At 29.7% G+C, this 23800-nt stretch carries 18 protein-coding genes and 1 pseudogene; 9 read left to right on the forward strand and 10 right to left on the reverse strand.

Features of this window, described 5'->3' with window-relative positions; translation table 11 throughout:
- Positions 1 to 86: 86 nt before the first annotated feature.
- On the forward strand, positions 87 to 1121 hold the full coding sequence (locus BABL1_RS01625; RefSeq protein ID WP_023791533.1) for an ankyrin repeat domain-containing protein: 1035 nt from the start codon (positions 87 to 89) through the stop codon (positions 1119 to 1121).
- A gap of 84 nt (positions 1122 to 1205) precedes the next feature.
- On the opposite strand, the gene BABL1_RS01630 is transcribed toward BABL1_RS01625, so the two are convergent.
- A complete protein-coding gene (locus tag BABL1_RS01630) occupies positions 1206 to 1673 on the reverse strand; it encodes a hypothetical protein (protein WP_023791535.1) in 468 nt (155 codons plus the stop codon).
- 329 nt (positions 1674 to 2002) lie between these two features.
- Here BABL1_RS01630 and BABL1_RS01635 point away from each other — a divergent pair, with 329 nt between their 5' ends.
- The 3 genes from BABL1_RS01635 (at position 2003) to BABL1_RS01645 (ending at position 9185) form a co-directional block, all read left to right on the forward strand.
- Positions 2003 to 3883, forward strand: coding sequence for a hypothetical protein (locus BABL1_RS01635; protein WP_023791537.1), 1881 nt, complete (start codon positions 2003 to 2005; stop codon positions 3881 to 3883).
- Between the two features lie 809 nt (positions 3884 to 4692).
- A complete protein-coding gene (locus BABL1_RS01640) occupies positions 4693 to 6783 on the forward strand; it encodes a hypothetical protein (protein ID WP_023791539.1) in 2091 nt (696 codons plus the stop codon).
- A 329-nt stretch (positions 6784 to 7112) separates the two neighbouring features.
- Positions 7113 to 9185, forward strand: coding sequence for a hypothetical protein (locus BABL1_RS01645; RefSeq protein ID WP_023791541.1), 2073 nt, complete (start codon positions 7113 to 7115; stop codon positions 9183 to 9185).
- Positions 9186 to 9238: 53 nt separating this feature from the next.
- Here BABL1_RS01645 and acpP read toward each other — a convergent pair whose 3' ends face one another.
- The 8 genes from acpP to BABL1_RS01685 all read right to left on the reverse strand — a co-directional run bounded on the left by acpP (position 9239) and on the right by BABL1_RS01685 (position 17551).
- Positions 9239 to 9502, reverse strand: a complete 264-nt coding sequence (gene acpP / locus BABL1_RS01650; RefSeq protein ID WP_023791543.1) for an acyl carrier protein — start codon at positions 9500 to 9502, stop codon at positions 9239 to 9241.
- 25 nt (positions 9503 to 9527) lie between these two features.
- Positions 9528 to 10538: an ACP S-malonyltransferase gene (locus BABL1_RS05225; protein WP_023791546.1), complete on the reverse strand. Its 1011-nt coding sequence runs from the start codon at positions 10536 to 10538 to the stop codon at positions 9528 to 9530.
- A 29-nt stretch (positions 10539 to 10567) separates the two neighbouring features.
- On the reverse strand, positions 10568 to 11986 hold the full coding sequence (gene gltX / locus BABL1_RS01660) for a glutamate--tRNA ligase (protein WP_023791548.1): 1419 nt from the start codon (positions 11984 to 11986) through the stop codon (positions 10568 to 10570).
- 14 nt (positions 11987 to 12000) lie between these two features.
- The gene (locus BABL1_RS01665; RefSeq protein WP_023791551.1) at positions 12001 to 12648 is read right to left on the reverse strand and encodes a hypothetical protein; all 648 of its coding nucleotides are present in this window, start codon (positions 12646 to 12648) and stop codon (positions 12001 to 12003) included.
- A 107-nt stretch (positions 12649 to 12755) separates the two neighbouring features.
- Positions 12756 to 13031 (reverse strand): 50S ribosomal protein L32, encoded by a 276-nt coding sequence (gene rpmF / locus BABL1_RS05230; protein WP_023791554.1) that lies wholly within the window; start codon positions 13029 to 13031, stop codon positions 12756 to 12758.
- Positions 13032 to 13186: 155 nt separating this feature from the next.
- A complete protein-coding gene (dprA, locus tag BABL1_RS01675; RefSeq protein WP_023791556.1) occupies positions 13187 to 14362 on the reverse strand; it encodes a DNA-processing protein DprA in 1176 nt (391 codons plus the stop codon).
- 19 nt (positions 14363 to 14381) lie between these two features.
- A complete protein-coding gene (gene gyrA, locus BABL1_RS01680) occupies positions 14382 to 16850 on the reverse strand; it encodes a DNA gyrase subunit A (protein WP_023791559.1) in 2469 nt (822 codons plus the stop codon).
- Positions 16851 to 16990: 140 nt separating this feature from the next.
- Complete coding sequence (locus BABL1_RS01685) at positions 16991 to 17551, reverse strand: hypothetical protein (protein WP_023791562.1); 561 nt, start codon at positions 17549 to 17551, stop codon at positions 16991 to 16993.
- 257 nt (positions 17552 to 17808) lie between these two features.
- Here BABL1_RS01685 and lepA point away from each other — a divergent pair, with 257 nt between their 5' ends.
- The 3 genes from lepA (at position 17809) to BABL1_RS01700 (ending at position 21477) form a co-directional block, all read left to right on the forward strand.
- On the forward strand, positions 17809 to 19602 hold the full coding sequence (lepA, locus tag BABL1_RS01690; protein WP_171814746.1) for a translation elongation factor 4: 1794 nt from the start codon (positions 17809 to 17811) through the stop codon (positions 19600 to 19602).
- A 15-nt stretch (positions 19603 to 19617) separates the two neighbouring features.
- Complete coding sequence (locus BABL1_RS01695) at positions 19618 to 20697, forward strand: hypothetical protein (protein ID WP_023791566.1); 1080 nt, start codon at positions 19618 to 19620, stop codon at positions 20695 to 20697.
- 75 nt (positions 20698 to 20772) lie between these two features.
- Positions 20773 to 21477, forward strand: coding sequence for a deoxynucleoside kinase (locus tag BABL1_RS01700; protein WP_023791568.1), 705 nt, complete (start codon positions 20773 to 20775; stop codon positions 21475 to 21477).
- Between the two features lie 16 nt (positions 21478 to 21493).
- Here BABL1_RS01700 and BABL1_RS01705 read toward each other — a convergent pair whose 3' ends face one another.
- Entirely contained in the window at positions 21494 to 22015 is a 522-nt protein-coding gene (locus BABL1_RS01705) for a nucleotide exchange factor GrpE (RefSeq protein ID WP_023791570.1), read from the reverse strand.
- 257 nt (positions 22016 to 22272) lie between these two features.
- Here BABL1_RS01705 and BABL1_RS01710 point away from each other — a divergent pair, with 257 nt between their 5' ends.
- Positions 22273 to 22806: a hypothetical protein gene (locus BABL1_RS01710; protein ID WP_023791572.1), complete on the forward strand. Its 534-nt coding sequence runs from the start codon at positions 22273 to 22275 to the stop codon at positions 22804 to 22806.
- A 75-nt stretch (positions 22807 to 22881) separates the two neighbouring features.
- A pseudogene (locus BABL1_RS05595) lies at positions 22882 to 23112 on the forward strand (DnaJ domain-containing protein); the annotation flags it as partial.
- Between the last annotated feature and the right edge of the window lie 688 nt (positions 23113 to 23800).

Raw genomic sequence — 23800 nt, forward strand, 5'->3', positions numbered from 1 at the left:
AATATATTAAAAACAAGGCCTTTTGAAATTTTATTTTATAAATATATAATATTAAATAATACCATTTATAAAAATAAAGGCCTACAATGATTAAAATAGTAAAGTATATAACACTCTTATTATCCTTTATATCTATTTCAAATAATAACCTAATAAGTATGGAAATGGTTGAACAAGAATCAATTATATTAAACTGTTCTAACGAAATAATTTTTCATATCTTTTCCATAATAGCACAAGATGCAATGTCTCAATCTACTGATATAATCAGTTTTTATAAGAATAAAGACAGTCTAATAAAAAAAATCAATCAATTGAGTTCAATTTGTAGTACATTTAATAATATCTTAAAAGACGATTCTTTTAAAAATATCATAAAAAATATAGTCGATAATAAGTTAAAAATTTTACTAGCATCTTATAAAGATTCAACAAAAGAAGAGCTTAATCAAAAACTACTAAATATTTTGGAAAAAAGTTCTGATAATAACCCAAATTTATTTCATGAAGCAATAGAGCTAATAATATCAGGTGCTGATGTTAACACCGAAAATTATATTGGCGAAACTACTTTAACTAAACTTATAATATCCTCAATTTATGGACAAAATAAAATTAACAATAAAGAAACCATAGCTAAAATATTAATTAAAAATAAAGCAAATATAAATACCGAAAAACCTGATTGGGGACCTATTCTTATAATTGCTTTAAATAATAATGAAATAGAATTGGCAAAAATTCTTATAGAATCCGGTGCTGATTTCAATACCAAAGATTATATAGAAGATTCAGCTATAATAATTGCATGTAAAAAAGGTATGGAAGAAATATTTAATCTACTTTTAAGTAAAAATGTTAATATAGAAACAAAAGACCGTCATGGCCATACAGGTTTAGTTTGGGCAGTTCGACATGGGCATAAAAATATAGTTAAAACACTTCTTGATAAAAAAGCAAAAACAAAATTTAATATTGATGGCATCTCTTTAATTGATCTTTGCAAAAGATATGGCCCTGAATATAAAATAATAGAAGAAATGTTATTAGATTATAATAATATTATGTTTAATAAAAATATCATATATTATCTAGGGAAAATAAATAGAGCAAATAAATAACTTAAAATCGATTTATTTAATTAAATATTTATTAATTATTTTTAAGCAAAGATGCCTGCTAAAACAAATAAGCTTTTAAAACTGTTAAGGATATACTTCTATATAATAGTCATTATTATTAATACTATTATCATATGATTGGCAATAGGCATTTAAGAAATCCATATGATGCAAGACTTCTGTATACTTATTTATTTTAATATTTTTAGATTCTAAATCTTGATATCTTTTTTTTCTTAAATCTTTAATAAACTTTTTTAAAGATTCGTCATTAAAAAATCTATTTATATCCCTAGAAATTAATCTTATATTTTCAACACTTTTATTAAAATCTGGATTAAAGCTACTTATATTATTGCAATTTTCTGTAACAGCTATTAGAGTTTTCTTTATAATTTTTAATATCATTTCCTCAGGTAAATTCAATAAATTCAACTGTAAATCTACTATATTTTCTATTTCTGATCGATCTACTTGCGTCGCAAAAATTTTTAAATTTAATAATATCCCTAAAGATAAAACATAAATAATATAATTTGTTTTATTTTTCACTTCTACCTAACACTATTCATTATTTGTAATAAAATCTATATGGAAATAGTGTATAAGTATAAATAAAAAAATCAATATCTTTATTTATAAGAAAATAATAATATCAAACCGCAGCTTTTATATAAACCTCATTAAAATCTATAAAGCAAATATATTTAAATAAAAATAAACCAATATTGATAAAGAATTTAAGCAATTCAATAAGATAAAAACTATAGTGTCGACAAATGCGTTAATAAATAATAAATTAGCTTAGTTAATTTAAATAAAAGTTAAAAGTAAAATTAAGAAATTTAACTTATAAATTTAATTTACTTAAAGGAGTAGGAATGAAGCAAAAACTCAAAATTTTGATATATATGCTATTATTTATAAGTAACATGTTAGCACAGGAAAATAGTAGTTTCGATTTTTCTGAATCTCACTCAAGCAAAGATATTTGTTGTGAGTGCCCTTATGACAACAGAGAACTACGTCCATCAGATCAGTGTAATAAATGCTGTTCTTATACTGGATATTGTTGCGGTTCTACTATATTTATACCAAGATCTCAGGGTGCAAATACTGCACGTGAACTTGTTGGATGGCAAAAATATTTATATAAGCCATTTCTATTTCAAAATTATTTAGCCTTTATGTCTACGTTTGAATATTCCCAATCTTTTAAGCCAGAAAAACTTGCTCAAAGACTTTTTTGCACCGACTGCTTAACTTTTGCAGGAAGTCAAGCATGTAGAGATCAAACAAAAGATGTTGTAGCAGATTATTTTGGATTACCAGTAGACTATTATGCAACTGTATCTATTAAGCCTAAAATACAAAATTATATTCTTGATTTTAATTTTTATCTTGGAACAGGAGATATGATCTATTCGGGATTATACTTTAGAATGCATATTCCAATTACTTATACACGCTGGAGTTTAGGCCTTGATGAATGTCTACCATGCTGTAAATTCAGAGGTCATGATGAATTCCCTGGCTGTTACATGTATAGTACAACTCCAATTGAGACCTACGCTGAATATCCTACATTATGTCACTTGAATGTAACAACCGATATTATAGCAGAAAATGACAACTGTGCTACACATAGCATTGATGAAGCATTAAGCGGTCACTTCTTATTTGGTGACATGAATGAAAGATGGAAGTATGGTAAATTTAGTTTTTGTCCTCTTTCAAAAGCAGGTGTTGCTGATCTTGATTTAATCTTAGGTTATAATTTTTGGCAATCAGATTTTGGTCATTTTGCACTATTTATTCAAACGGTAGTCCCAACAGGCAATAGACCTCATGCAAAGCATATATTTGAACCCATAATAGGTAATGGTAAACATTGGGAACTAGGCGGAGGAGCTGCAGGGCATATATCTATGTGTACAGATTACTATAACTATCTATTTAACTTAAGCTTCTATTTTGAAGGAAATGTTACACATGTATTTAAAAATGAACAAATTAGATCATTTGATTTCTGTCAAAATGGTTTATTAAGTCGCTATATTTTGCTTAAAGAATTTGATGCTGACTGCAATTATATAGGACGCATGATAAATGCTATAAATTATAATACAAGAAATTGCGATGTATACGTTGGATATAAGGTAGATGCTTCTGCAAAAATCGTACTGGAATTTTGTTCTTGGGCATTTGATGTAGGATACAATATATTTGCAAAATCGGGTGAAAAGGTATGCATTAAAACTGAATGTCCTTGCGCAATAGATTTAAGAATATTTGGTATAAAGGGAACTGAAGGGGTTTGTTGTACTCAGTATATTGTCTCTGATGGAGAAATATCACCTACAGGTGAAAGTACTAAACTCAATACTACTCAACCTGATGCAACTATGTTTACAGCAATTTTACCAACAGCACAACCACTTTCTCCCACACAATCAACAGTATGCCTTGCATATAATAACAATACAATAACAAGCGCTTCACCAATAGAATGTCAAAATTTCTTTATAGCTCAAAATGATGTCCCTCCAAGAATCATATCTTGTAAAGATCTTGATCCTAATTCGGCCGTACAACGTCGTATGTTAACACATAAATTTTTTAGTTACTTTGGCCGTACTTGGATAAAATATTGTTACGAAACTTTCTTTGGCATGGGTAGTGAAATAGAATTTGATGGAACCAATAATAGAAGTTCTCTAAATCAATGGGGTATATGGCTAAAAGGTGGTATTAATTTCTAGATAACAAATCAAAAATAAACATTATTATATTATTAAATTTTTATTAGGATCTCTAAAGATAAGGTTATTCTTAGAGATCCTGTTTTTTATTTCGATATATTTTAAATAAGCTATTAAATTTATATGATAAAAATCGGTTGATTTTTAATAATGCATATAGATTATTTATATTCAATTTTATCTATCACTAAATTCATTCATTTTGACCAGCTCTCTAATTTTCAATCAAACTTAATAGTCAATAAAATAAATATAATATCAACATTCAAACATAAACGAGCCTTTTGATAAATTGCAAATATAATTATAATTATTTTCGTTATTGATTTTAGAATTTTAACACTAACGCTATTAATAAGTCAATTAAATAGCAAAGATATAGAAGCTAATATTTCAAGCAAATCAACAGATAAAAAGTATATTAATATTCACTTTAAAAAAAATATTTGATGTTACGGTATTGACTGGATTTTCAGGATTTGTTATGAGCTTTTATAAATAAAAGAAAATAAAAATAAAATTAAAAGAGAGAAAAAACGATGTTATCAAAAAACACTATAAATAAGCATATTCTTAAACATATAAATATACTAACTTAAAAAGCTAAATAAATTCTTATTACTAAATATTGCAATAAGATGATCTTTTGTCTAAAGTATATCAACGATTAAGTCGATTATAGAAAAAACTATGAAGTCAAGGGTAGATAAAAACGAAAGGAGATCAAATATATTAAATAATCTACATTTAAGGCTTTTTAAAAATATCGGTTGTTTCATCCTCTCGTAGGATGGTAAAAAGGAGTATTTATGAAACAATTTTTAAAATCGGTTTTTTGTATAAGTCTACTATTAAGTAGCCCAGGAATTATAAGTAGTACTGATTGCGATAGCTGCTATAGTAGTAGGTCAAGTTGCGAAGATTATTCGTGCGATGATAACTTCGGTTGTAATACCGGATGTAACACTTATCAACCTGGATGTGGCTATAATCAAGACTGCGATAACTCTTGCGACAATTGCAGCCTTTCGTGTGATAATAGCTGCTCAGAGGATGATTGCTTTAGTTGTGATAATGCACCGGTAAGAACTTATTTACATATAAGATCTCAAGGTGCTAATACAGCACGTGAACTTGTAGGCTGGCAATGGGATATAAATTTACCATTTATGTGTAACAACTATGGAGTTGCTTACTTAGCTTATGAATATCAAAGATCATTTAACTCATGCAGAATAGCTAATTCACTTTTTGGCGGTCGTACATTAAGATTCTCCGGAAGTTTAGTACCAGGAAGAGATTCAAGAAACGAACTTCTTGCTGATAACTTTGGTTTATCACGTACTTTCCAAGGAAGCTTAACTTTCTCCCCAAGAATACAAAACCATATTATAGATCTTGGTTACTTTATGGGACTTGATTGTTGGCTACAGGGCTCTTACATTAGATTCCATGCGCCAATAACTTATAGTCATTGGTCTTTACAAGCACGTGAATGTGTAACATGCCCAGGAAGCTGTACTGAAAGTGCTTGCTACTATGGAAGTGATGATGTAGCATCTTCAACAACTCCTGTATATGAACCAAGCGTACCTGTAACTACGGTAGCAACTTCTTTACGTCAAGCATTAGGTGGTAATTACTTATTTGGTGATATGCAAACTCCATGGTGTGCTGGTAGATTTGATTTCTGCGGCCGCGGCAAATGGGGTCTTGCAGATATAGACGTTATTTTAGGTTATAACTTCCTCAATAATGATTGCTATCATTTTGGCGCATATCTACAAATGGTATTAAATACAGGACCAAAACCAAAGGATTTCTATGTATTTAGCCCTGTTGTAGGTAATGGTGGTCACTTTGAACTTGGGGCTGGTATTTCTGCACACTGGTCATTCTGGTCAAATGAAACTCAAAACTTAGCATTATTCTTAGAAGGTAACATTACTCATATGTTCCAAAATGAACAATGTCGTTTATTCGATCTTTGTAATGGTGGAGCGTTCAGCAGATATATGTTACTTAAAGAATATGATACTAATGGTTTGACAAACACTTATAATGGCAACTTAGTAAGCGCAACTTGTTTCACCAATAGACGTGTTGATGTAAAAGTTGACATTAAAGGTGATCTTGCTATAAAACTTGCTTATCGCTGGTGCGGTTGGGGTATTGACGTAGGTTATAATATTTACGGACATAGCCATGAAACAATCAGATTTAAATGTGATGAAAGCAATGATTGCGCTCCTCAAAGAATTCTTAGCCCTAAAGGTACTGAAGGCGTATGTTGCTTCAATTATCCTGTAGTTTGTGTTCCAACAACAGCTGGAACTTATAATTCAACTATATTCCCTGATAATGCTACACTACCTGCAGGCACCGCAGTATGTGATGTAACCACAGGATCTTGTCCAACTTCTTCTGCTGATGCAACTCCGTTTACAGGATCTTACAGAGTTACAGCGGTGAATAATAATGGCAGTCAACCTAATGCAACAGCATATAACGGTTATCCTGTAACAAATCCTAACCCAACCACAGGAACAAGTACTGCTTGTGCAGTAGCTTTATCTGCAAATAACACAACAGTCGTTCCATCAACAGGTGCTTTAGTTTCTGCTCTAGTAAGTGATGGTTATGTTTTATGTAACAATTTTGCTCCAGTGGCTCCTTTAACAAAAGCAGATCTTAATAGAAGATCAGCAGAATCCGTATCACAGTTAACCAACAAAATATTTGGCCATATTAACTATACTTGGTATGACAAATGCGGTTGGAATCCACAACTTGGTGTAGGTGCTGAAGCTGAATTTAGTAACAGACGTAATTCAGAAATTTGCAGAAAAGCAGATTTAGAACAATGGGGTGTTTGGTTTAAAGGCGCTATTACCTTCTAATTCTGACATTGCAATCAAAACTAACACAAAAAAAGAGACTCGGTTGTCGAGTCTCTTTTTTTACTTCATTAATCTTAAATTAAAATAAGTTTTATATCGCTTAATAAATAATTAAAAATTAATTTAAGTTTCTATAAACATGAATTAATAGTCTTGAATTTATAAAACTTCAAAGCATAAAATTCATCAAATTCAATAAATTTATAAATTTAATCAAAAAGCTTTACTTTAATCTCTGCTAGTATCTAGAATATGTAGAAACTGAAAACAGTAGGTAAATATATCGGTTGTTTCAATCCAAATATTTGGATGAATAAAAGGGAGTACTTATGAAAAAATTTATAACAACAGCATTTTGTGTAACATTACTTTTAAGCAGTTTTGAAAAAATATACGCAAAAAACTATGATTCCTCATCTAATTCTGTAGATAATTTTTCAGATAAGAGAGATTATAAATCTTGTAATTCATGCTCAAATGACTGCGATTTAGCCGTATGCGAAAGCAGCTCATCGTGTGAATCTTATAGCTCTTGCGATAATTTGACCAATAATTATGATTGCACTAATTATTGTCAATATACATGTAACAATAATTGTGATAATAGCTGCGATAGTTGCGATGAGGGATGTAATGGCGGAAATTGCTCATTATGTTGTGCAACTCCAGTAAGAACAGCTATGCATTTTAGATCTCAAGGGGCAAATACTGCAAGAGAGCTTGTAGGTTGGCAATGGGAAATCAATTTACCGTTTATGTGTAATAACTACGGTGCTGCTTACTTTGCTTATGAATATCAAAGATCTTTTAATGATAAAATCATCGCAAATGCACTTTTTGGAAATTGCAGATTAAACTTTTCAGGTAGCGCAGTAGCAAATAGATCAAGCAATGATCTTTTAGCAGATAACTTCGGCCTTTCAAGCAATTTCCAAGGAAGCATACGGTTTAACCCAAGAATTCAAAATCATATATTCGATTTTGGTTACTACCAAGGGCTTGATTGTTGGATTCAAGGCTCTTACTTAAGATTACATGCACCTGTAGTATTAACCTATTGGGAATTAAGACCTTGTGAAACTTCTTGCAATACAACAACAACCGATTTTGATACCTGCTATGTAGATAGCACTTCAAATCAACCAACAGCTCCTGCTCAAAGTATCTTACAAGCATTAACCGGAAACTTCTTATTTGGTGATATGCAAACACCTTGGTGCGCTGGAAAATTTGACCCTTGTTCAAGAAAAAGAGTAGGACTTGCTGATATAGACGTTATTTTAGGATATAATTTCTTAAATACTGATTGCTATCATTTAGGGCTTTATGCACAATTAGTTATGCCTACAGGAAAAAAATATAAAGATAGATTTATCTTTGATCCAGTAGTTGGAAACTATGGTCATTTTGAAGTAGGTGGCGGTGTTTCTGCTCATGCAGTTTTATGGTCAAGTAATGATCATAATTTAGCTGCATTTTTAGAAGGTAACTTAACTCATATGTGCAAGACACATCAATGCAGGTTATTTGATTTCCAAAATGCTGGTGCATTTAGCAGATACTTATTACTTAAAGAATATGATGCATCTGGAGTTTATACTGGACGCTTAATTAATGCTACTTGTTTTAATAATAGACGCGTAGATGTAAGAGTAAATATCAAAGGTGATGCTTCTGTTAAACTTGCCTATCGTTGGTGTGGTTGGGGCGCAGATCTTGGTTATAATATTTACGGACATAGCAGTGAAAGCGTTAAATTCAGAGATGATTCTTGTGTAAATCCTGCATGGCAATATGCAATCAAAGGAAGTGCTCCTGTATGCTGCTCAAGCTATCCTGTTGCTTGTGTTCCATCAGGTGATACTTATACTCAAATGATATTTCCAGATGGAGCAACTTTACCGACAGGTACATTAGCATGTTCAGTAAATACACAAGACGGTAGTGCAACTTGTGAAGCTACTAATCCAGCTCTTTCCTCTTATACTGTAAATACAACACTCAATAATGGAGCACAACCTAGTGCAACTGCTTTTGCAGCCAGCCCAATTACAATAAGCTCTCCTGAAGGTTGCAGCGTTTGCTTAAATCAAACAGTAACCGCTCCTATTAATATTTCTCAATTAACAACTGAAGGATTTGTGCTTGTTGATAATAATTCACCAACAAGATTTGTAACTCCAGGAGATTTTAATATTAGATCTGCTGAATCCATTGGAGTATTAACTCATAAGATATTTGCTCATTTAAACTACGTTTGGTACGATAGATGTGGTTATAATCCACAGCTTGGTATAGGTGGCGAAGCAGAATTCAATGATAATCATATCAATGACTTAAATTGCAAAAATGCCGGTTTAAGTCAATGGGGTGTATGGTTAAAAGGTAATATATCATTCTAAACTATAAATAAAAAAATATAGGGCTAAAAACTAGCCCTATATTTTTAAAATTATTAACTTGATTTGTGTTTTAAATTATAAATATAATTCACCGCATCATCTATAGTATTTAATTTCTCAGCATCTTCGTCATTGATTTCTAGCTTAAACTCTTCCTCAAGTCGCATCACAATTTCAACTCTATCAAGAGAATCAGCTCCTAAACTATCAATAGTAGCATCAGCAGTTATAGAACTTTCAGGGACATTTAGCTGTTTAGAAACAAGAGATACTATTTTATTACGTATTTCATTTTTTTCATTTTGATCTACTGACATTTCTCAATCCTCTTTAATAAAGATACTATATATTATTAATTCCTAATAAATTATTTATTATACTATCATTATCATTATTAATATCATTAATATCAATATTTATAGTTTCTTCTAATATTGCCTTTAAATTATCAATATCTAATAAACTTTCTATACCTATAATTGCCTTATTGGGATAAAAATTTCTTATTTCTGAAACAAAATTTTTTGAAGGTGAAGGTATAATAATTATGTCCATATCACTAAACTGTTTTAAGACATTATTCCAGCAAATTGGCTTAATTATTAAATCCATTATAAGATTTTGTGCTGATTGAGCAGAAATCACTTCTTTACCATTTATACATGAAATCATCGGTATCAAAAGATCTTTAAAATCAACCTTGGTTAAATATAACTTAAGCTGATCAAAAATTTCTCTCAAAAGAGGATTATGTAAAGCCTCTTCCAAATTAAATTTAGTAACTTTATCAGCACCCTTGGAAGAAGCAGATTTTGCTACAGCCTCTACTGCACTAGTATTGCCTGTTACCATATGCTCGCTATCCTTTGAATAGACTGAAATTTGAGCAGAATTATCTTGAGAGCTATTTTCTTTACAGATCTTTTTTACATCGCGAGAAGATAAACCATCTATTACTACAGTTTTAACATCTATCTGCTGCTTAATTTTTGTATAAAAGTCAGAAAGCTTTTTCAAAAGATAAAGACCATCAGGAAAGCTTATTCCTCCTGAAAAACATAGCGCACTATATTCCCCCAATCCATGACCTGCTACCTTATCAACTTTTATACCAAAGTGATCTTTGAGCATAATAGCAATAGAAGTACTTAAAAGAAATATAGAAGGATAAGCATTTGAAATCTTACCTAATTCTATATCTGATGAGGCATAGCAAAGTTTTACAAAATTACTATCTAAACAATGTGAAGCTTCTTCAAAATACTCCTGCATTATTCGAAAATTATCATATAATTCTTTTGCCATACCTACAAATTGATTCCCATAACCAGGAAAAAGCATTCCTACTTTCATAGTTAACCTCCAAAAAACTAATTAAGTGTTTAATGCTTCCTTACTACATTAGATAAAAATTCAACAAAAACTTTTATCCTCTGTATACTCTCTTTTTTTCCAAGCAAAATAATAATATCAAAAATGCCTGGGCTTGAAACTTTTCCTGTTAATGCTAACCTAATCGGTTGAGCTATTTCAGGTAACTTTATACCAAATTCTTTACATAATATTTTAATATCTAAAGAAATATTTTCATGAGAAAAATTTTCTTGCATATCAAGACTCGATATTAATTTCTTTAATATCGATATACTATTTTCATTAGCCCATTGATCTAAATTATGTAATTCCAAATTATGAGGCTCATTATATAATTCTACAATAAACAGTAGTAACTCTTTAAGAGTTCTTACTCTATCTTTATATAAATCTATTGATTTTAATATCTTATCTTGACTCCAATGATTTAAATTTTTAAATACATCAGCGTCTATATTTTCTGTTATATAATCAAATAAGTATTGAGATGAAGAATTACGAATATAAACACCATTGACCCACTCAAGTTTCTTAATATCAAAAATTGCTCCATGTTTTGATACATTTTCTAGAGTGAAATATTTAATCATTTCTTCTTTTGAAAAGATTTCTTGATCTCCATGAGCCCAGCCTAATCTTACTAGATAATTACATAAAGCGTCTGGTAAAAATCCCTCTTTTTGATAAAAATCTACTGAAGTTGCTGCATGTCTTTTACTCAATTTTCCACCATCAGGACTCAAAATCAAGGGTAAGTGTCCAAATAATGGTACTCTAAAACCACATGCTTGATATAGTAAAATTTGTTTAGGCGTATTGGATATATGCTCTTCGCCTCTTAAGATATGAGTAATATTCATACTATTATCATCAACCACAACTGCAAAATTATAAGTAGGCATCCCATCAGATCTGAATATAACAAAATCATCAAATTGATCTATATCAAAGGTTATATCACCTCTAATTAAATCGTTAAATTCAATCTTATCAATATTTTCAGGTAGCTTAAATCTTATAACATGAGGACTTTGAAGATCTATTTGATTAATCAAACGATTTCTACAGGTACCTTCATACTTTTTATATTCTACATTTTGATTTGATTCTTTTTCAGAACAAAAACAACGATATGCCAAATTTTTTTCAAGCATATAATTAAGTACTTTATTATATAACTCAAGACGTTGTGATTGAAAGGTTATTGGTTCATCTGATTCTATACCAACCCACTTTAATGGAATTAAAATCGAATCAACATATTTAGATTCTGAACGATTTAAATCAGTATCCTCAATTCTAATTATAAATTGACCTTTGTTGTGACGTGCATATAGCCAATTAAACAACGCTACTCTTAATGAACCTAAATGCAAATAGCCCGTAGGCGATGGCGCAAATCTTACACGAATCAAATTATCTGTCATAATATTTCTTAAGTTTATAAGGATTCTAATCTAGATTTAGCTAAATTATACCAACTTGAATCTTGTTTATCTTTGTTAATAATTGTTTGCCAAAGTTCTTTAGCTTTATCTTTATTAGATTTAAAGAACTCATTAAGACCTAAATTATATATAGCCATATCCTGAAGAGGATTATTTACATTATTTGCAAGACCTTTAAGCTCATCATAACCTTGAGATTCTAACTGTGTATCTTTAGAGTCTAACTTTAATAATGCTCTTTTTATAGAATAAGCATAATATAATGGATCATTTTGCTTAACAGAATTAACAATTGTATCAAATATTTCAGCCGCTTCTTTATACTTATTTTGTTTTAAAAGCGTCTCTGCTTGATAGCTTAAAAATAAAGGATATAATTTAGAATTTTTATGTTTTTGAGCTGCTGCTTTCAATATATGCTCAATATCATTTAAATCATCTTTATTATTTAAATGTATCTTTTTGCTATATTCTTGAGCAATTTTTGCAAATTCTTGACTAGCTGCTTGCTCACTCTTATTTTTATAATAAGAATAACCAAACCACGATAAACCTAATAAAGAAGTTAATACAAATGCCATTACTAATAATACTATATAATTTCTATATTTAGAATTTCCAACAAGATTAGAGTAAACCATATCTATTCCTTTTCAAATGCTATGGGACTTCAATACTATAAAGTCATTAAAATAGGGCTAAACCCCAATAGAATTGAGTTTGCCCTTATTTAAATTATAAAAAATTTTTATTTATTATCTTGTTCGTTATTTTCTTGAGCATATTCTTGCATATGTTGATTTGCCTGATGTGCTTTCTTAAGCTCGCCCCTTTTTAGAACTCTATCTAATTTAGTAGCTATAACTTTTTTACCTTTATAAAAACCACACTGAGTACAAGCACTATGAGGAGGCAATGGATGCTCACAATTTGAACATTTAGCAATAGCTTTTACGCGAATAAACCTAGTAGAAGATCTCTGATCTCTTCTTCGCTTACTCGTCTTACGTTTAGGTACTGGCATACGAAGCTCCAATTTGTATTATTTTAAAAATTTACTATATTACTCTTATTTATAATTTCAGATTAAATTTATATTTTTTTCTTAAATTATGCTAATTAAGAAAAAATACTTAATAATAATATTATACATCAAAATTTTTTTATTGCAAAAAAAGATTATAATTTATGCCAAAGACCCATAAAATTTTGAGCAATATATCCCTTTACTTGTAAGTCAAATAAAGCATCTTGAAGCTCATCAAATGATAAATTCGTACTTATAATTAACTCATCAAAAGAAACCGGTTCTGTACAAAATGAAAGTATCTTTACGTAATTTTCACTCAAATTTTGCTTAATTTTAATTTCAGAATCTATATCAAAACTCAAAGATTTACTTATATTTTTTATATTATTATTAAGATTAAAATCTTGACCAAGTAGATTAAATATATCTTGAGCTGAAGTAATAAGATTTGCTCCTTGAGAAATTAAACTGTGGCACCCTTTACTTAATTCATTATCTATTTGACCGGGCACAGCACAAACCTCACGTCCTTGATTTAAAGCATAATTGGCAGTAATTAGAGCTCCACTTTTTTCTGTTGCTTGAATAACTAGACAGATTAAAGATAAACCAGCAATAATTCTATTTCTTGCAGGAAAATTTCCGGCAGTAGGTGGAGTATTTAAAGAAAAAGGACTTATTAAAGCTCCACCTGATAGTAGAATTTGCTCAAAAAGTTTAATATTTTCGCGTGGATATAAATTTAAAAGTCCTGAGCCTAATACAGCTATAGTTTTTCCTACATTATATTCATCTATTAAACAAGATTTATGAGCAACGGCGTCTATACCATAAGCTCCCCCACTTACAATATCATAACCCATTTTTACTAAATCAGGTACAATATTATTAACAACTCTAATACCATAATTATCACATTTTCGTGCTCCAACTACAGCTATTGAATTATTAATAAAATTAAAATTTTGATCTTTAGATTTAATATAAAGTAAAGTAGGAGGTAAATATATCTCCTTTAACAGCGAAGGATAATTACCATCAAGAACAGTAACAAATCTTATTTGATTTTTTTCAAGTAAATTAAGTTCATTTTCAAGTAATTTACTATCTTTTAAGCCATTATATATACGTGTTGCAAGATTAATATTAATACCTGAATAATGAACTAAATCGTTTATACTTAAACTGTAAACGTTTGAAAATAAATCTAATTTATTATTCAATTTTTCACCAAAAGAATAAAAACCCTGGACCAGCTTATCTATAGTAGCTGGTCCAATTTTTTCTATTAATGAAAGATGTAAAAGAATATTTGATATATTCATTTTAATTCTTAAAGTTTATTTATTCAGATACTTCTTGAGATTCTTTTTCTGAGGATACTACGGCAAAGGCTCCTGCTAATTTAGATCCTGAGTCTAATTTAATTAACCTTACACCTTTTGCTTGACGACCTAACGTTCTAATCTCTTTACTTGATAAGCGTATGATTTTACCATGCTCATCTATTAATAAGATATCCATATTATCGCCAACAACAACTAATCCTATAACTTGACCATTACGTTTATCTGTAGGAATAGTTCTCACACCGTATCCTCCACGATGAGCTATTCTAAAATCACTAATTTTAACACGCTTACCGTAGCCATTTTCCGTTGCAAATAATATATCTTGAGTTTCATCACTTAAAACTTCCATTCCTATAACATAATCATCTTCATGAAGCCTTATGCCTATAACACCAGATGCTTGACGGCCCATTGCTCTAACTTCTTCCTCTTTAAATCTTATACCTTGTCCTTTAGCTGTAGCAATTACTATGGTATCTTGACCAGAACTTAAAGAGCAGAATACTAATTCATCAGATTCATTTAAAGTTATAGCCCTTATACCTGTACTTCTAATATTGCCAAATTCTTGTGCTAAAGTACGTTTAATTATGCCTTTTTTAGTTAACATAACTAAATTTTTATCATCAAGATCTTTAGTACACAATAATTTTACTACATATTCATTAGGATTAAGCGGAAGCAAATTAACTATTGCACGCCCTTTTGCAGTTCTTGAAGCTTCTGGAACTTGATAAACCGGTATATTATATATACGGCCTAAATTAGTAAAGAACAATAGTTCATCATGATTTCGCGCAACAAACATATCTTGTAATACATCATCATTATCATCAAGAGAAGCCATAGCCATTTTACCTTTACCACCTCTATGCTGAACATTATAAACAGATAATTCAACACGTTTGATATAACCCTTTTTGGTAAGAGTAACTACTACTTCATCATTGGCAATAAAATCAGCTTCTGTAACATTATCAACAGGACCTTCGATTCTAGTTCTGCGTTCATCAGAGTAATTATCTTTAATTTGTAATAGCTCTTCTTCAATTTCTCGTTTGAGTAAATTTTTATCAGATAATAAAGATCTTAAATAAGAAATTTCTTTCTGAACATCTTTCAATTCACTATTAATTTTCTCTTGTTCAAGACCTGTTAATCTTTGAAGACGCATTTCTAATATTGCTTTACATTGTTCTTGAGTAAGCATAAATTTGCTATTTAATTTAGCAGCTGCTTGATCAGAATTATCAGAATTTTTAATTAAAGAAATAACCTCATCTATATTATTAAGAGCTATTCCAAAACCTATTAATATATGTTCTTTTGATAAAGCCTTTTCAAGAGCAAACTGGCTACGCTTTGTAATTACATTTTGTCTATGCAATAAAAATTCGGTCAAGACTTGACGTAAGGTAAACACTATAGGCCTGTTATCAAGTAGAGCAAGCATTAAAATTCCAACACTTGACTGTAAAGAAGTATGTTTATAGAGTAAATTTAAAACCACTTGAGGAGTTTCATTTCTTTTGAGTTCTATAACAACTCTAATACCACTTTTATCAGATTCATCTCTTATATTGGTAATACCTTCTATTACCTTATTTTTAACAAGATCGGCAATTTTTATTATTAACTCTGATTTGTTAACCTGATAAGGTAGTTCTTTAATAATTAAAGCAGTACCCTTTTTTGTTTCCTCTATATCAACAACCCCACGTAAGATTAAATTACCACGCCCTGTTGTATAAGCCTTAAGAATACCCGCTTTACCACAAATTATACCGCCTGTTGGAAAATCCGGCGCAGGAATTAACTGAAATAGTTCCTCATCTGATAAATTTTCATTTTTCAATAAAGCTAAACACCCATTAATCACTTCGGTTAAATTATGAGGTGGTACAGATGTTGCCATCCCAACCGCAATGCCTGAAGTTCCATTAACTATGAAATTAGGCAATCTGCTTGGAAGTATTACAGGCTCCACAGTAGATTCATCAAAATTGGGCACAAAGTCAACGGTATTTTTATCGATATCATGAAGTAACTCTTGAGTAATCTTTTCCATACGTACTTCAGTATAACGCATAGCCGCAGCATTATCGCCATCAACAGATCCCCAGTTTCCTTGCCCATCAAGTAGGGGATACCGCTTGGAAAAAAGCTGAACCATACCAACCATAGTATTATAAACAGCTTGATCACCATGAGGATGATATTTCCCTAAAACTTCCCCAACTATACGAACAGATTTATGATAAGGTTTATTATAATGAAAACCTAACTGATTCATCGTATATAAAATTCTTCTATGTACTGGCTTTAAGCCATCTCTGACATCCGGTATAGCTCTACTAACTACAACCGACATCGCATAATCAAGAAAAGAATCTTTTAATTCTTCTTCTATTAAGACAGGAGCAATACGCAAATAGAGCCCTTTTTCTTGTGTAAATTCCATAAATAAATTTCCTTTAAAGAGCTTAAATTTATATAATTTATTTATAATTATTTTCTATAATAATTATACCAAATTTTTTGAAATTACTCAAAAAAGGCAAATTTAACTTTTTAAAGTATTAAATAAAAGAAATTTTAAAATTAAAAATTTAGGACCATATCTTTACCAGAGGAAATATCAGAAACAGTAATATTATACATTATCGACATTTTTGATTTACCTAAATTAGAGATAACGGTAACTTCTGGCAATTCAAATCCTGTCACATAATTATGGTTCTTAAATTTTTTAGGATTGAGAGTCAGATTAATAGTAGAATTAAAAAACTTCTTTCCTAAAGATTCTATCTTAGGAACTGGTATTATAATCTTACCAGACCAATATTGACGAGTTCCATAAGAATATTTAATTATTAAATTTTCTGGATTACTTAATTGATACACATCGATTAAATAATGTTTATCGGGTTCTAATCTAGTGATCAATTTTCTATTATCTTGTTTATCTCCGTTATTGCTATTACTATTATTTTGATCTTTAAACCCCAAAGAAGGTGTTTGAGTATAGGAAATATCTACGTTATGACCGGTTTTGTTATGAATATCTATATTAACTCCCAAAATGGTCATAGAGAACAAATAAGAGTAAAAAAATATAACACTAAATAATATTCTTAAATCTTTTAAATATTTAAATACCATTCTAAATCCCTTAAAGTTTGAAGCGTCCTTTTATTTAAAATATACAATATTATTTAATAAATATTCAATAAGTAAGATAATTAAATTTTAATGTAAATGCTAAGATATATGATTATAATGCTATATTAGATTTACAAATAGTGCGTTATATAATATAATTATATAAAAGAGAGTATTTAAAATTAAAATAAATAAAATTTTCAAAAATAATTTAAAAAAACAGAGATATGGACTTAAAAAAAATAAATTTATCTAGCATTTCTCCTGATAAAATTCGTAACTTTTCAATCATTGCACATATTGATCATGGAAAGTCTACTTTATCAGATAGATTATTAGAATTTACTGGCACTATTGATTCAAGGCATAAACATGAGCAATTTCTTGATAAACTGCAAGTAGAAAAAGAACGTGGAATTACAGTAAAAGCTCAAACAGCATCTATGTTTTATAACTATAAAGGCGAAACTTATCTTTTGAACTTGATCGACACCCCAGGACATGTGGATTTTAGTTACGAAGTATCAAGATCTTTATATGCTTGTCAAGGTGCTATTTTACTAGTAGATGCCGCTCAAGGAGTTCAGGCGCAAACTATGGCAAACTTCTATTTAGCATTTGATCAAAATTTAACTATTATTCCAGTAATTAATAAGATCGATATGGCAAACGCTGACCCTGAAAGAATCTCCAAAGAAATGACGCATCTTTTTGATTTCAAAAAAGATGAAATAATCAAAGCCTCAGCAAAATCCGGTATAGGTATAACTGACATATTAGATGCGGTCATAGAGCGTATACCAGCACCTGAAAGTTCTACAAATAAAGATTTAAAAGCTTTGCTATTTGACTCTTGGTTTAATGATTATAAAGGTGTTATATGTTTAATTGCGGTCAAAGATGGAGTGATTAAAAAAGGTGATAAAATCACTCTTGCTCAATCAAGTCAAAGCTACGAAGTTTTAGAAATCGGCCTAATGTATCCTAATGAAACCTCTATGGATGCACTATATGCAGGTCAAGTAGGTTATGTCGTGTGTGGCATGAAAAACGTTCTAGAAGCACGAGTAGGTGATACAATATATCATACAAAAAGACCAGTTGAACCTTTTGCCGGATTTAAACCAGCAAAGCCTATGGTTTTTGCAGGCATATTTCCTGTTGAAAATGAAGAATTTGATCTTTTAAAAGATTCAATCGAAAAACTTACTCTTACCGATGCAAGTGTAAAAGTTGAGAAAAAAAATTCAACAGCATTAGGTCTAGGCTTTAGATGTGGGTTCTTAGGACTTCTTCATATGGATGTATTCAAGCAAAGATTAGAGCAAGAATACAATTTATCTGTAATTATAACAGCACCAAGCGTACTTTATAAAGTTAAATTAACAAATGGTGAAACAATAGATATTGAAAATCCATCTGATTTTCCAGAACCTCAAAGGATTGAAGCTATATATGAACCTGTTATAGATGCAACTATAATCTTGCCATCTCAATATTTAGGAACTGTTTTAAAGTTATGTCATGATAAAAGAGGAACTCAAAAAGGACTTGAATATCTAAGCGAAGAGCGTATTATTTTAAGATATCGTTTGCCATTAAATGAAGTTGCTACAGATTTCTATGATCAATTAAAATCTGTAACCTCAGGTTATGCTAGTCTTGATTATGAAGAAGCTGGGTATCAAGAATCTGATTTAGTTAAAATGGATATCTTATTAAATGGCGATCCCGTTGACGCTTTATCAGTTATCGTCTATAGAGATAACGCATATTATATTGGAAGAGATTTAGTTGAAAAGTTAAAAAAAGTTATACCAAGACAACTCTTTCAAATAGCAATTCAAGCAGCAATAGGAGCTAAAATAGTAGCTAGAGAAACAATATCACAGTTAAGAAAAGACGTAATTGCAAAATGTTATGGCGGTGATATAACTCGTAAACGCAAATTACTTGAAAAACAAAAAGAAGGTAAAAAGAAAATGAAAGCTGTAGGTGGCGTAAAGATACCTCAAGAAGCTTTCTTAACCATATTGAAAAAAGAAAATTAATTAATAAGGCTTAAAATGCAAACAAAAAGTGCATCTCCGCAAATTTTTTCAGGCAATATATTTATTTTTTATTGTTTTGATGTAGCAGATGATATCGATCTTGAAAGTGTAAAAGATAAGCAGCTACTTTTAAGACAACCTTTATTGCTTTCAAAATATTTTAAAAATTATCATACTCCATTAGCCGTAGAGCTACCTCATCCTCACTCAAGTTCTAAATGTATAAGCGCCAAATTGCATGAATTTGGCGTTATTTCCCTTGCTTATAAGATACCATTTAAAGAAAACCTGGTAGATTTAAGACAACAAATCAACGATATAGAAGATGAGTATAGAGAACAAAGTGTAATAGACGCAGGCGCTATATTTAAAAAAATAAAATCTGAAACTAAACAACCAAGATTCTTTCATTTAAGAACTTCTTATGTAGTTATACAGATTAATCCTGAGCCTGATATAGATATTAATCAACTAAAAGAAGAATCGGGCAGCATAATTGCTTCTATGTTAAGATTTGAAATAGAAGTACTTTCTGAATATCAAAAAAATGAAATCTTAGCATCTGCAATAGGTTACTATCGTGGAGATTTAATTATAATCGATGCTTATGCGGCATTTGTCTATGATGATGAATATGAAGAATATTTAGATATATTTGAATTTGCCAATGTACAACAATTAGAATTACAATATTTTGATCGTTTACTTGATCAACAACTAAATACTGTCTATGAAAGGCAGATGAAAAAATCTAATTTCAGATCATATTTACCTCTTTTTGATGTCCTTAAAAGTAACCCTGTTGAAGAACTAGGAAATTTAAAAGTTGATATATCGGTTATTACTGAAAGATTAGAAAGTAGCATAAAACTTTCAGGAGAAGCTTACTTTTCAGAACTTTATTCTTTAATAGTAGAAAAGTTAGATATCAACACTTGGAAAGAGTCTATTAACAGAAAATTAGATATTATAAAAGACGTAAGCACAGTTTACCAAAATAAAGTAGAATCTGCTCGAGAAGATTTAACTTCCGGCCTTATCATTATCTTAATATTTATAGAATTAGTTATAGGTATATTAAGTTATTTAAAATAAGATATTAGTTATGTTATGGTATAATTATAAAGCTACAATTTTGAGAAATAATATTAAAAAACTCTGGTTTATATTATGATTATACCTAATTTTTTTGTTGACGGTGCTACCGGTGTTGGAAAAACTACATTTATTAACTTACTCAAACAACATCTTTCCTATATTTCGGTAATTACTGAAGAAGTCGAAAATTTTACTAATGTACAAAATACTGGAAATATTTTAGAGCGTTATTTCAGCAACCCTCCACGCTGGGCTTTAAGTACAAATATTTACATTACTTTAACACATGTAAAATCTCTAGAGATAACTAATAAATCTAATAATAAAAATCTAACAGCAATAATTATGGATCGTTCGATTTATTCCGATTACTATATACATGCAAAAATGGAATACCGTCAGAATCAAATGGATTTATTAGAATACACTATATATAAAGAGTTTTTCGACTATATTGAAAAAAATACAATCAGGCCGACTGGATTCATTTATTTGAAAGCATCGCCTGAGTTAGTATTGCAACGTGTTCATGAACGAAATAGAACTGAAGAAAGAAACCTACAGTTGCAATACCAAAAAATACAGGCTTTTCTTTATGATCAATTGTTTATTGAAAAAAAAGATATACCAGAAAATATAGCTCGTATTCCTGTACTAATTCTTGATGCAACCAAAAATTTTAAAGATGATATTGAAATACAAAAAAATTATATTAATCAAGTTAAAAATTTTATAGAACTCTGTATAAAGAATCAAAAATTATATTCTAGTACTTGATAGAGTATCTTTTTATTTATTGAGCTACACTAACTTTTGCAGGTCTTAATAACTGCTCTTTATGCAAGTATCCCTTTTGAAGTACCTGAACTATATCACCTGATTTATGATTATCAGATTGAGTTTGCATAATAGCTTCATGAAATTCCGGGTTAAACTCTTGATAAGAAACTTGAGTTATATTATATTTTTCTAACAATTTTTCAAAAGATCTAAGGATTAATTTAAATCCTTCTAAATGTTTTTCAAAAGTTTCAGGTAACTTTTCACTTTCGATTTGGGCAAATGCACGTTCAAAATCATCCAATATACCCAAAAGATCTTTTAAGACTATAGATTCACCATATAATAAAGCTTGTCCTCTTTCTTTTTCAGTTCTCTTTTTAAAATTTTCAAATTCAGCAACCAAATACATATAACGTCTTTTAGCTTCAGATAACTCTTGAGAACATCTTGAATCTTTTGAATTATCTACATTATCTTCTATATTTTGGCTTTCTTTATTATCTTTTATATTATCATCAAAGTTATGTGACATATCAATACCTCATCTAGTTTTTGAATAATTTTACGTATTTAAAGACTTTTAAGACAGAGCAATTAAAGAAAAATGCTTCATAAATAATATAGGTCTTTTTATATTAAAATTATAACATAAATGACAAAATATTCCATAAGTCCTTCTTAATTACTAGAAATAAAAGACTTGAATTATATATAAAAATATTGCTATTATTAAATTAAATATTTTTTTTAAATAAAAAATTAATAAATATATAACAAAGAGGAAGCTAAATGAAAAAAGCAATATTAATTTTAATGTTAATCTCAGGAACAACTAACATGTTCGGAGCAATAAACGTAGAAAAGATGATTAGTAATATAGCAGAGCTTTTAAGAACCTTAACTGATGAAAAAACCGGTCTTGCCCATAATGTAGATAATCTTAAGAAAAGCGCTGATACTATTAAGATATTTGCTTATTGCTCTAGATTTAAAGGCCCAGAAAGAAAAAACAAAGTAGTAAAGATGACCTCTAAGGGCGTAACCACTTCAGTCAAATGTAACGATATTTCTCAATTAATTGAAGCTATGATTCCTATATTACACTTATGGCAACATAATATTATAGGTTCAGAAGAAAGTCCTGGAATTCTTTATACCATTTTAAATCTATTTGAAAATGCCGGAATAACAAGCCTAAGAGATATTAAAACAATTATTTCTAGTTTATCAAAAATAATTGGTATGACAACTAAATTAATGGGAGCAATGGAAGACAAAGTTATTGTTAAAGATTTAGTACCAGTTAAAACCGTTTATCATTAACTTATAAAAAAATAACTAGAAAAAAAGGATACAAAAATGAAAAAGAAAATATTAATTATACTATCTTCTATATTTATGTTTTTAAATTTAGAATTACAAGCAGCACCATTTAGTTATTATCAAGTATTAGGCGTATCTCAAACAGCTACTGATAGAGAAATTATAAATGCCTTTAGAAAATTATCATTAAAATATCACCCTGATAAGAATGCTGGCAATAAAGAAGTTGAAGAAAAGTATAAAGAGATAACTGTCGCTTATACTGTTTTATCCAACCCAGAGACTCGCAAAGAGTATGATGAATTTTTAAATAAACCAAAAGAGCTTCCTAATGAGCCTACTGTTCCTACAAAAGAAGATGAAGAATTAACAAGTGCACACATCAAAGAAGCCCTTAAAGAACTTTTAAGTATGGGCCAAATAGCACTTACTATACCTTCAAAGTTAAATATTATAAAAGAATCAACCTCTAAACTAGGAGAACTTTCAACATGTTTACAAAATCCGCAATCTTCCGCATGCTATGAAAATTTATGTAAAAAGAATAGAACTATTTGCGCTGGCGTAGCCATAGGAGAATTTGCAAAAATATTAGAACCTTCTGTTCATGTAATATTAGGGCAAGTCAAAAATAAAGAGGTTGAAAAAAATGGCAAAATGACTAAAGTGCTTGAATATAATAGAGGATTAATTTCTTCTGTTTTATACATATTGCCTAACTTCATACAAAAATTTTTAAAAGCATTACCTTCAAACATAAAAAATGAATCTAATATGAAGCAAGCTATAACCTATATAGATACATTAATGGGGACTGTAAATACAACAGTAGTGCCTAAAATGGCTAATATTACAGAATATTTACAAATGACAAATGAGATGTTAAATGCTCTTTCTTTTGCACTTGCACCTGAAGAGGTACTAAAAACCACTCCTTCCGTAGAAATACCTCCACTCGAAATAGAAGCTCCAGAAGGGGAACAAGACGAATTTT

Origin of the sequence: Candidatus Babela massiliensis (assembly GCF_000513475.1) — a bacterium.
Classification (GTDB): domain Bacteria; phylum Babelota; class Babeliae; order Babelales; family Babelaceae; genus Babela; species Babela massiliensis.

Bases quoted from the DNA above. Each gene is read 5' to 3' on its own strand.
- BABL1_RS01625 (WP_023791533.1), top strand. From the start codon at position 87: ATGATTAAAATAGTAAAGTATATAACACTCTTATTATCCTTTATATCT.
- BABL1_RS01635 (WP_023791537.1), top strand. From the start codon at position 2,003: ATGAAGCAAAAACTCAAAATTTTGATATATATGCTATTATTTATAAGT.
- BABL1_RS01640 (WP_023791539.1), top strand. From the start codon at position 4,693: ATGAAACAATTTTTAAAATCGGTTTTTTGTATAAGTCTACTATTAAGT.
- BABL1_RS01645 (WP_023791541.1), top strand. From the start codon at position 7,113: ATGAAAAAATTTATAACAACAGCATTTTGTGTAACATTACTTTTAAGC.
- acpP (WP_023791543.1), bottom strand. From the start codon at position 9,502: ATGTCAGTAGATCAAAATGAAAAAAATGAAATACGTAATAAAATAGTA.
- BABL1_RS05225 (WP_023791546.1), bottom strand. From the start codon at position 10,538: ATGAAAGTAGGAATGCTTTTTCCTGGTTATGGGAATCAATTTGTAGGT.
- gltX (WP_023791548.1), bottom strand. From the start codon at position 11,986: ATGACAGATAATTTGATTCGTGTAAGATTTGCGCCATCGCCTACGGGC.
- BABL1_RS01665 (WP_023791551.1), bottom strand. From the start codon at position 12,648: ATGGTTTACTCTAATCTTGTTGGAAATTCTAAATATAGAAATTATATA.
- rpmF (WP_023791554.1), bottom strand. From the start codon at position 13,031: ATGCCAGTACCTAAACGTAAGACGAGTAAGCGAAGAAGAGATCAGAGA.
- dprA (WP_023791556.1), bottom strand. From the start codon at position 14,362: ATGAATATATCAAATATTCTTTTACATCTTTCATTAATAGAAAAAATT.
- gyrA (WP_023791559.1), bottom strand. From the start codon at position 16,850: ATGGAATTTACACAAGAAAAAGGGCTCTATTTGCGTATTGCTCCTGTC.
- BABL1_RS01685 (WP_023791562.1), bottom strand. From the start codon at position 17,551: ATGGTATTTAAATATTTAAAAGATTTAAGAATATTATTTAGTGTTATA.
- BABL1_RS01695 (WP_023791566.1), top strand. From the start codon at position 19,618: ATGCAAACAAAAAGTGCATCTCCGCAAATTTTTTCAGGCAATATATTT.
- BABL1_RS01700 (WP_023791568.1), top strand. From the start codon at position 20,773: ATGATTATACCTAATTTTTTTGTTGACGGTGCTACCGGTGTTGGAAAA.
- BABL1_RS01705 (WP_023791570.1), bottom strand. From the start codon at position 22,015: ATGTCACATAACTTTGATGATAATATAAAAGATAATAAAGAAAGCCAA.
- BABL1_RS01710 (WP_023791572.1), top strand. From the start codon at position 22,273: ATGAAAAAAGCAATATTAATTTTAATGTTAATCTCAGGAACAACTAAC.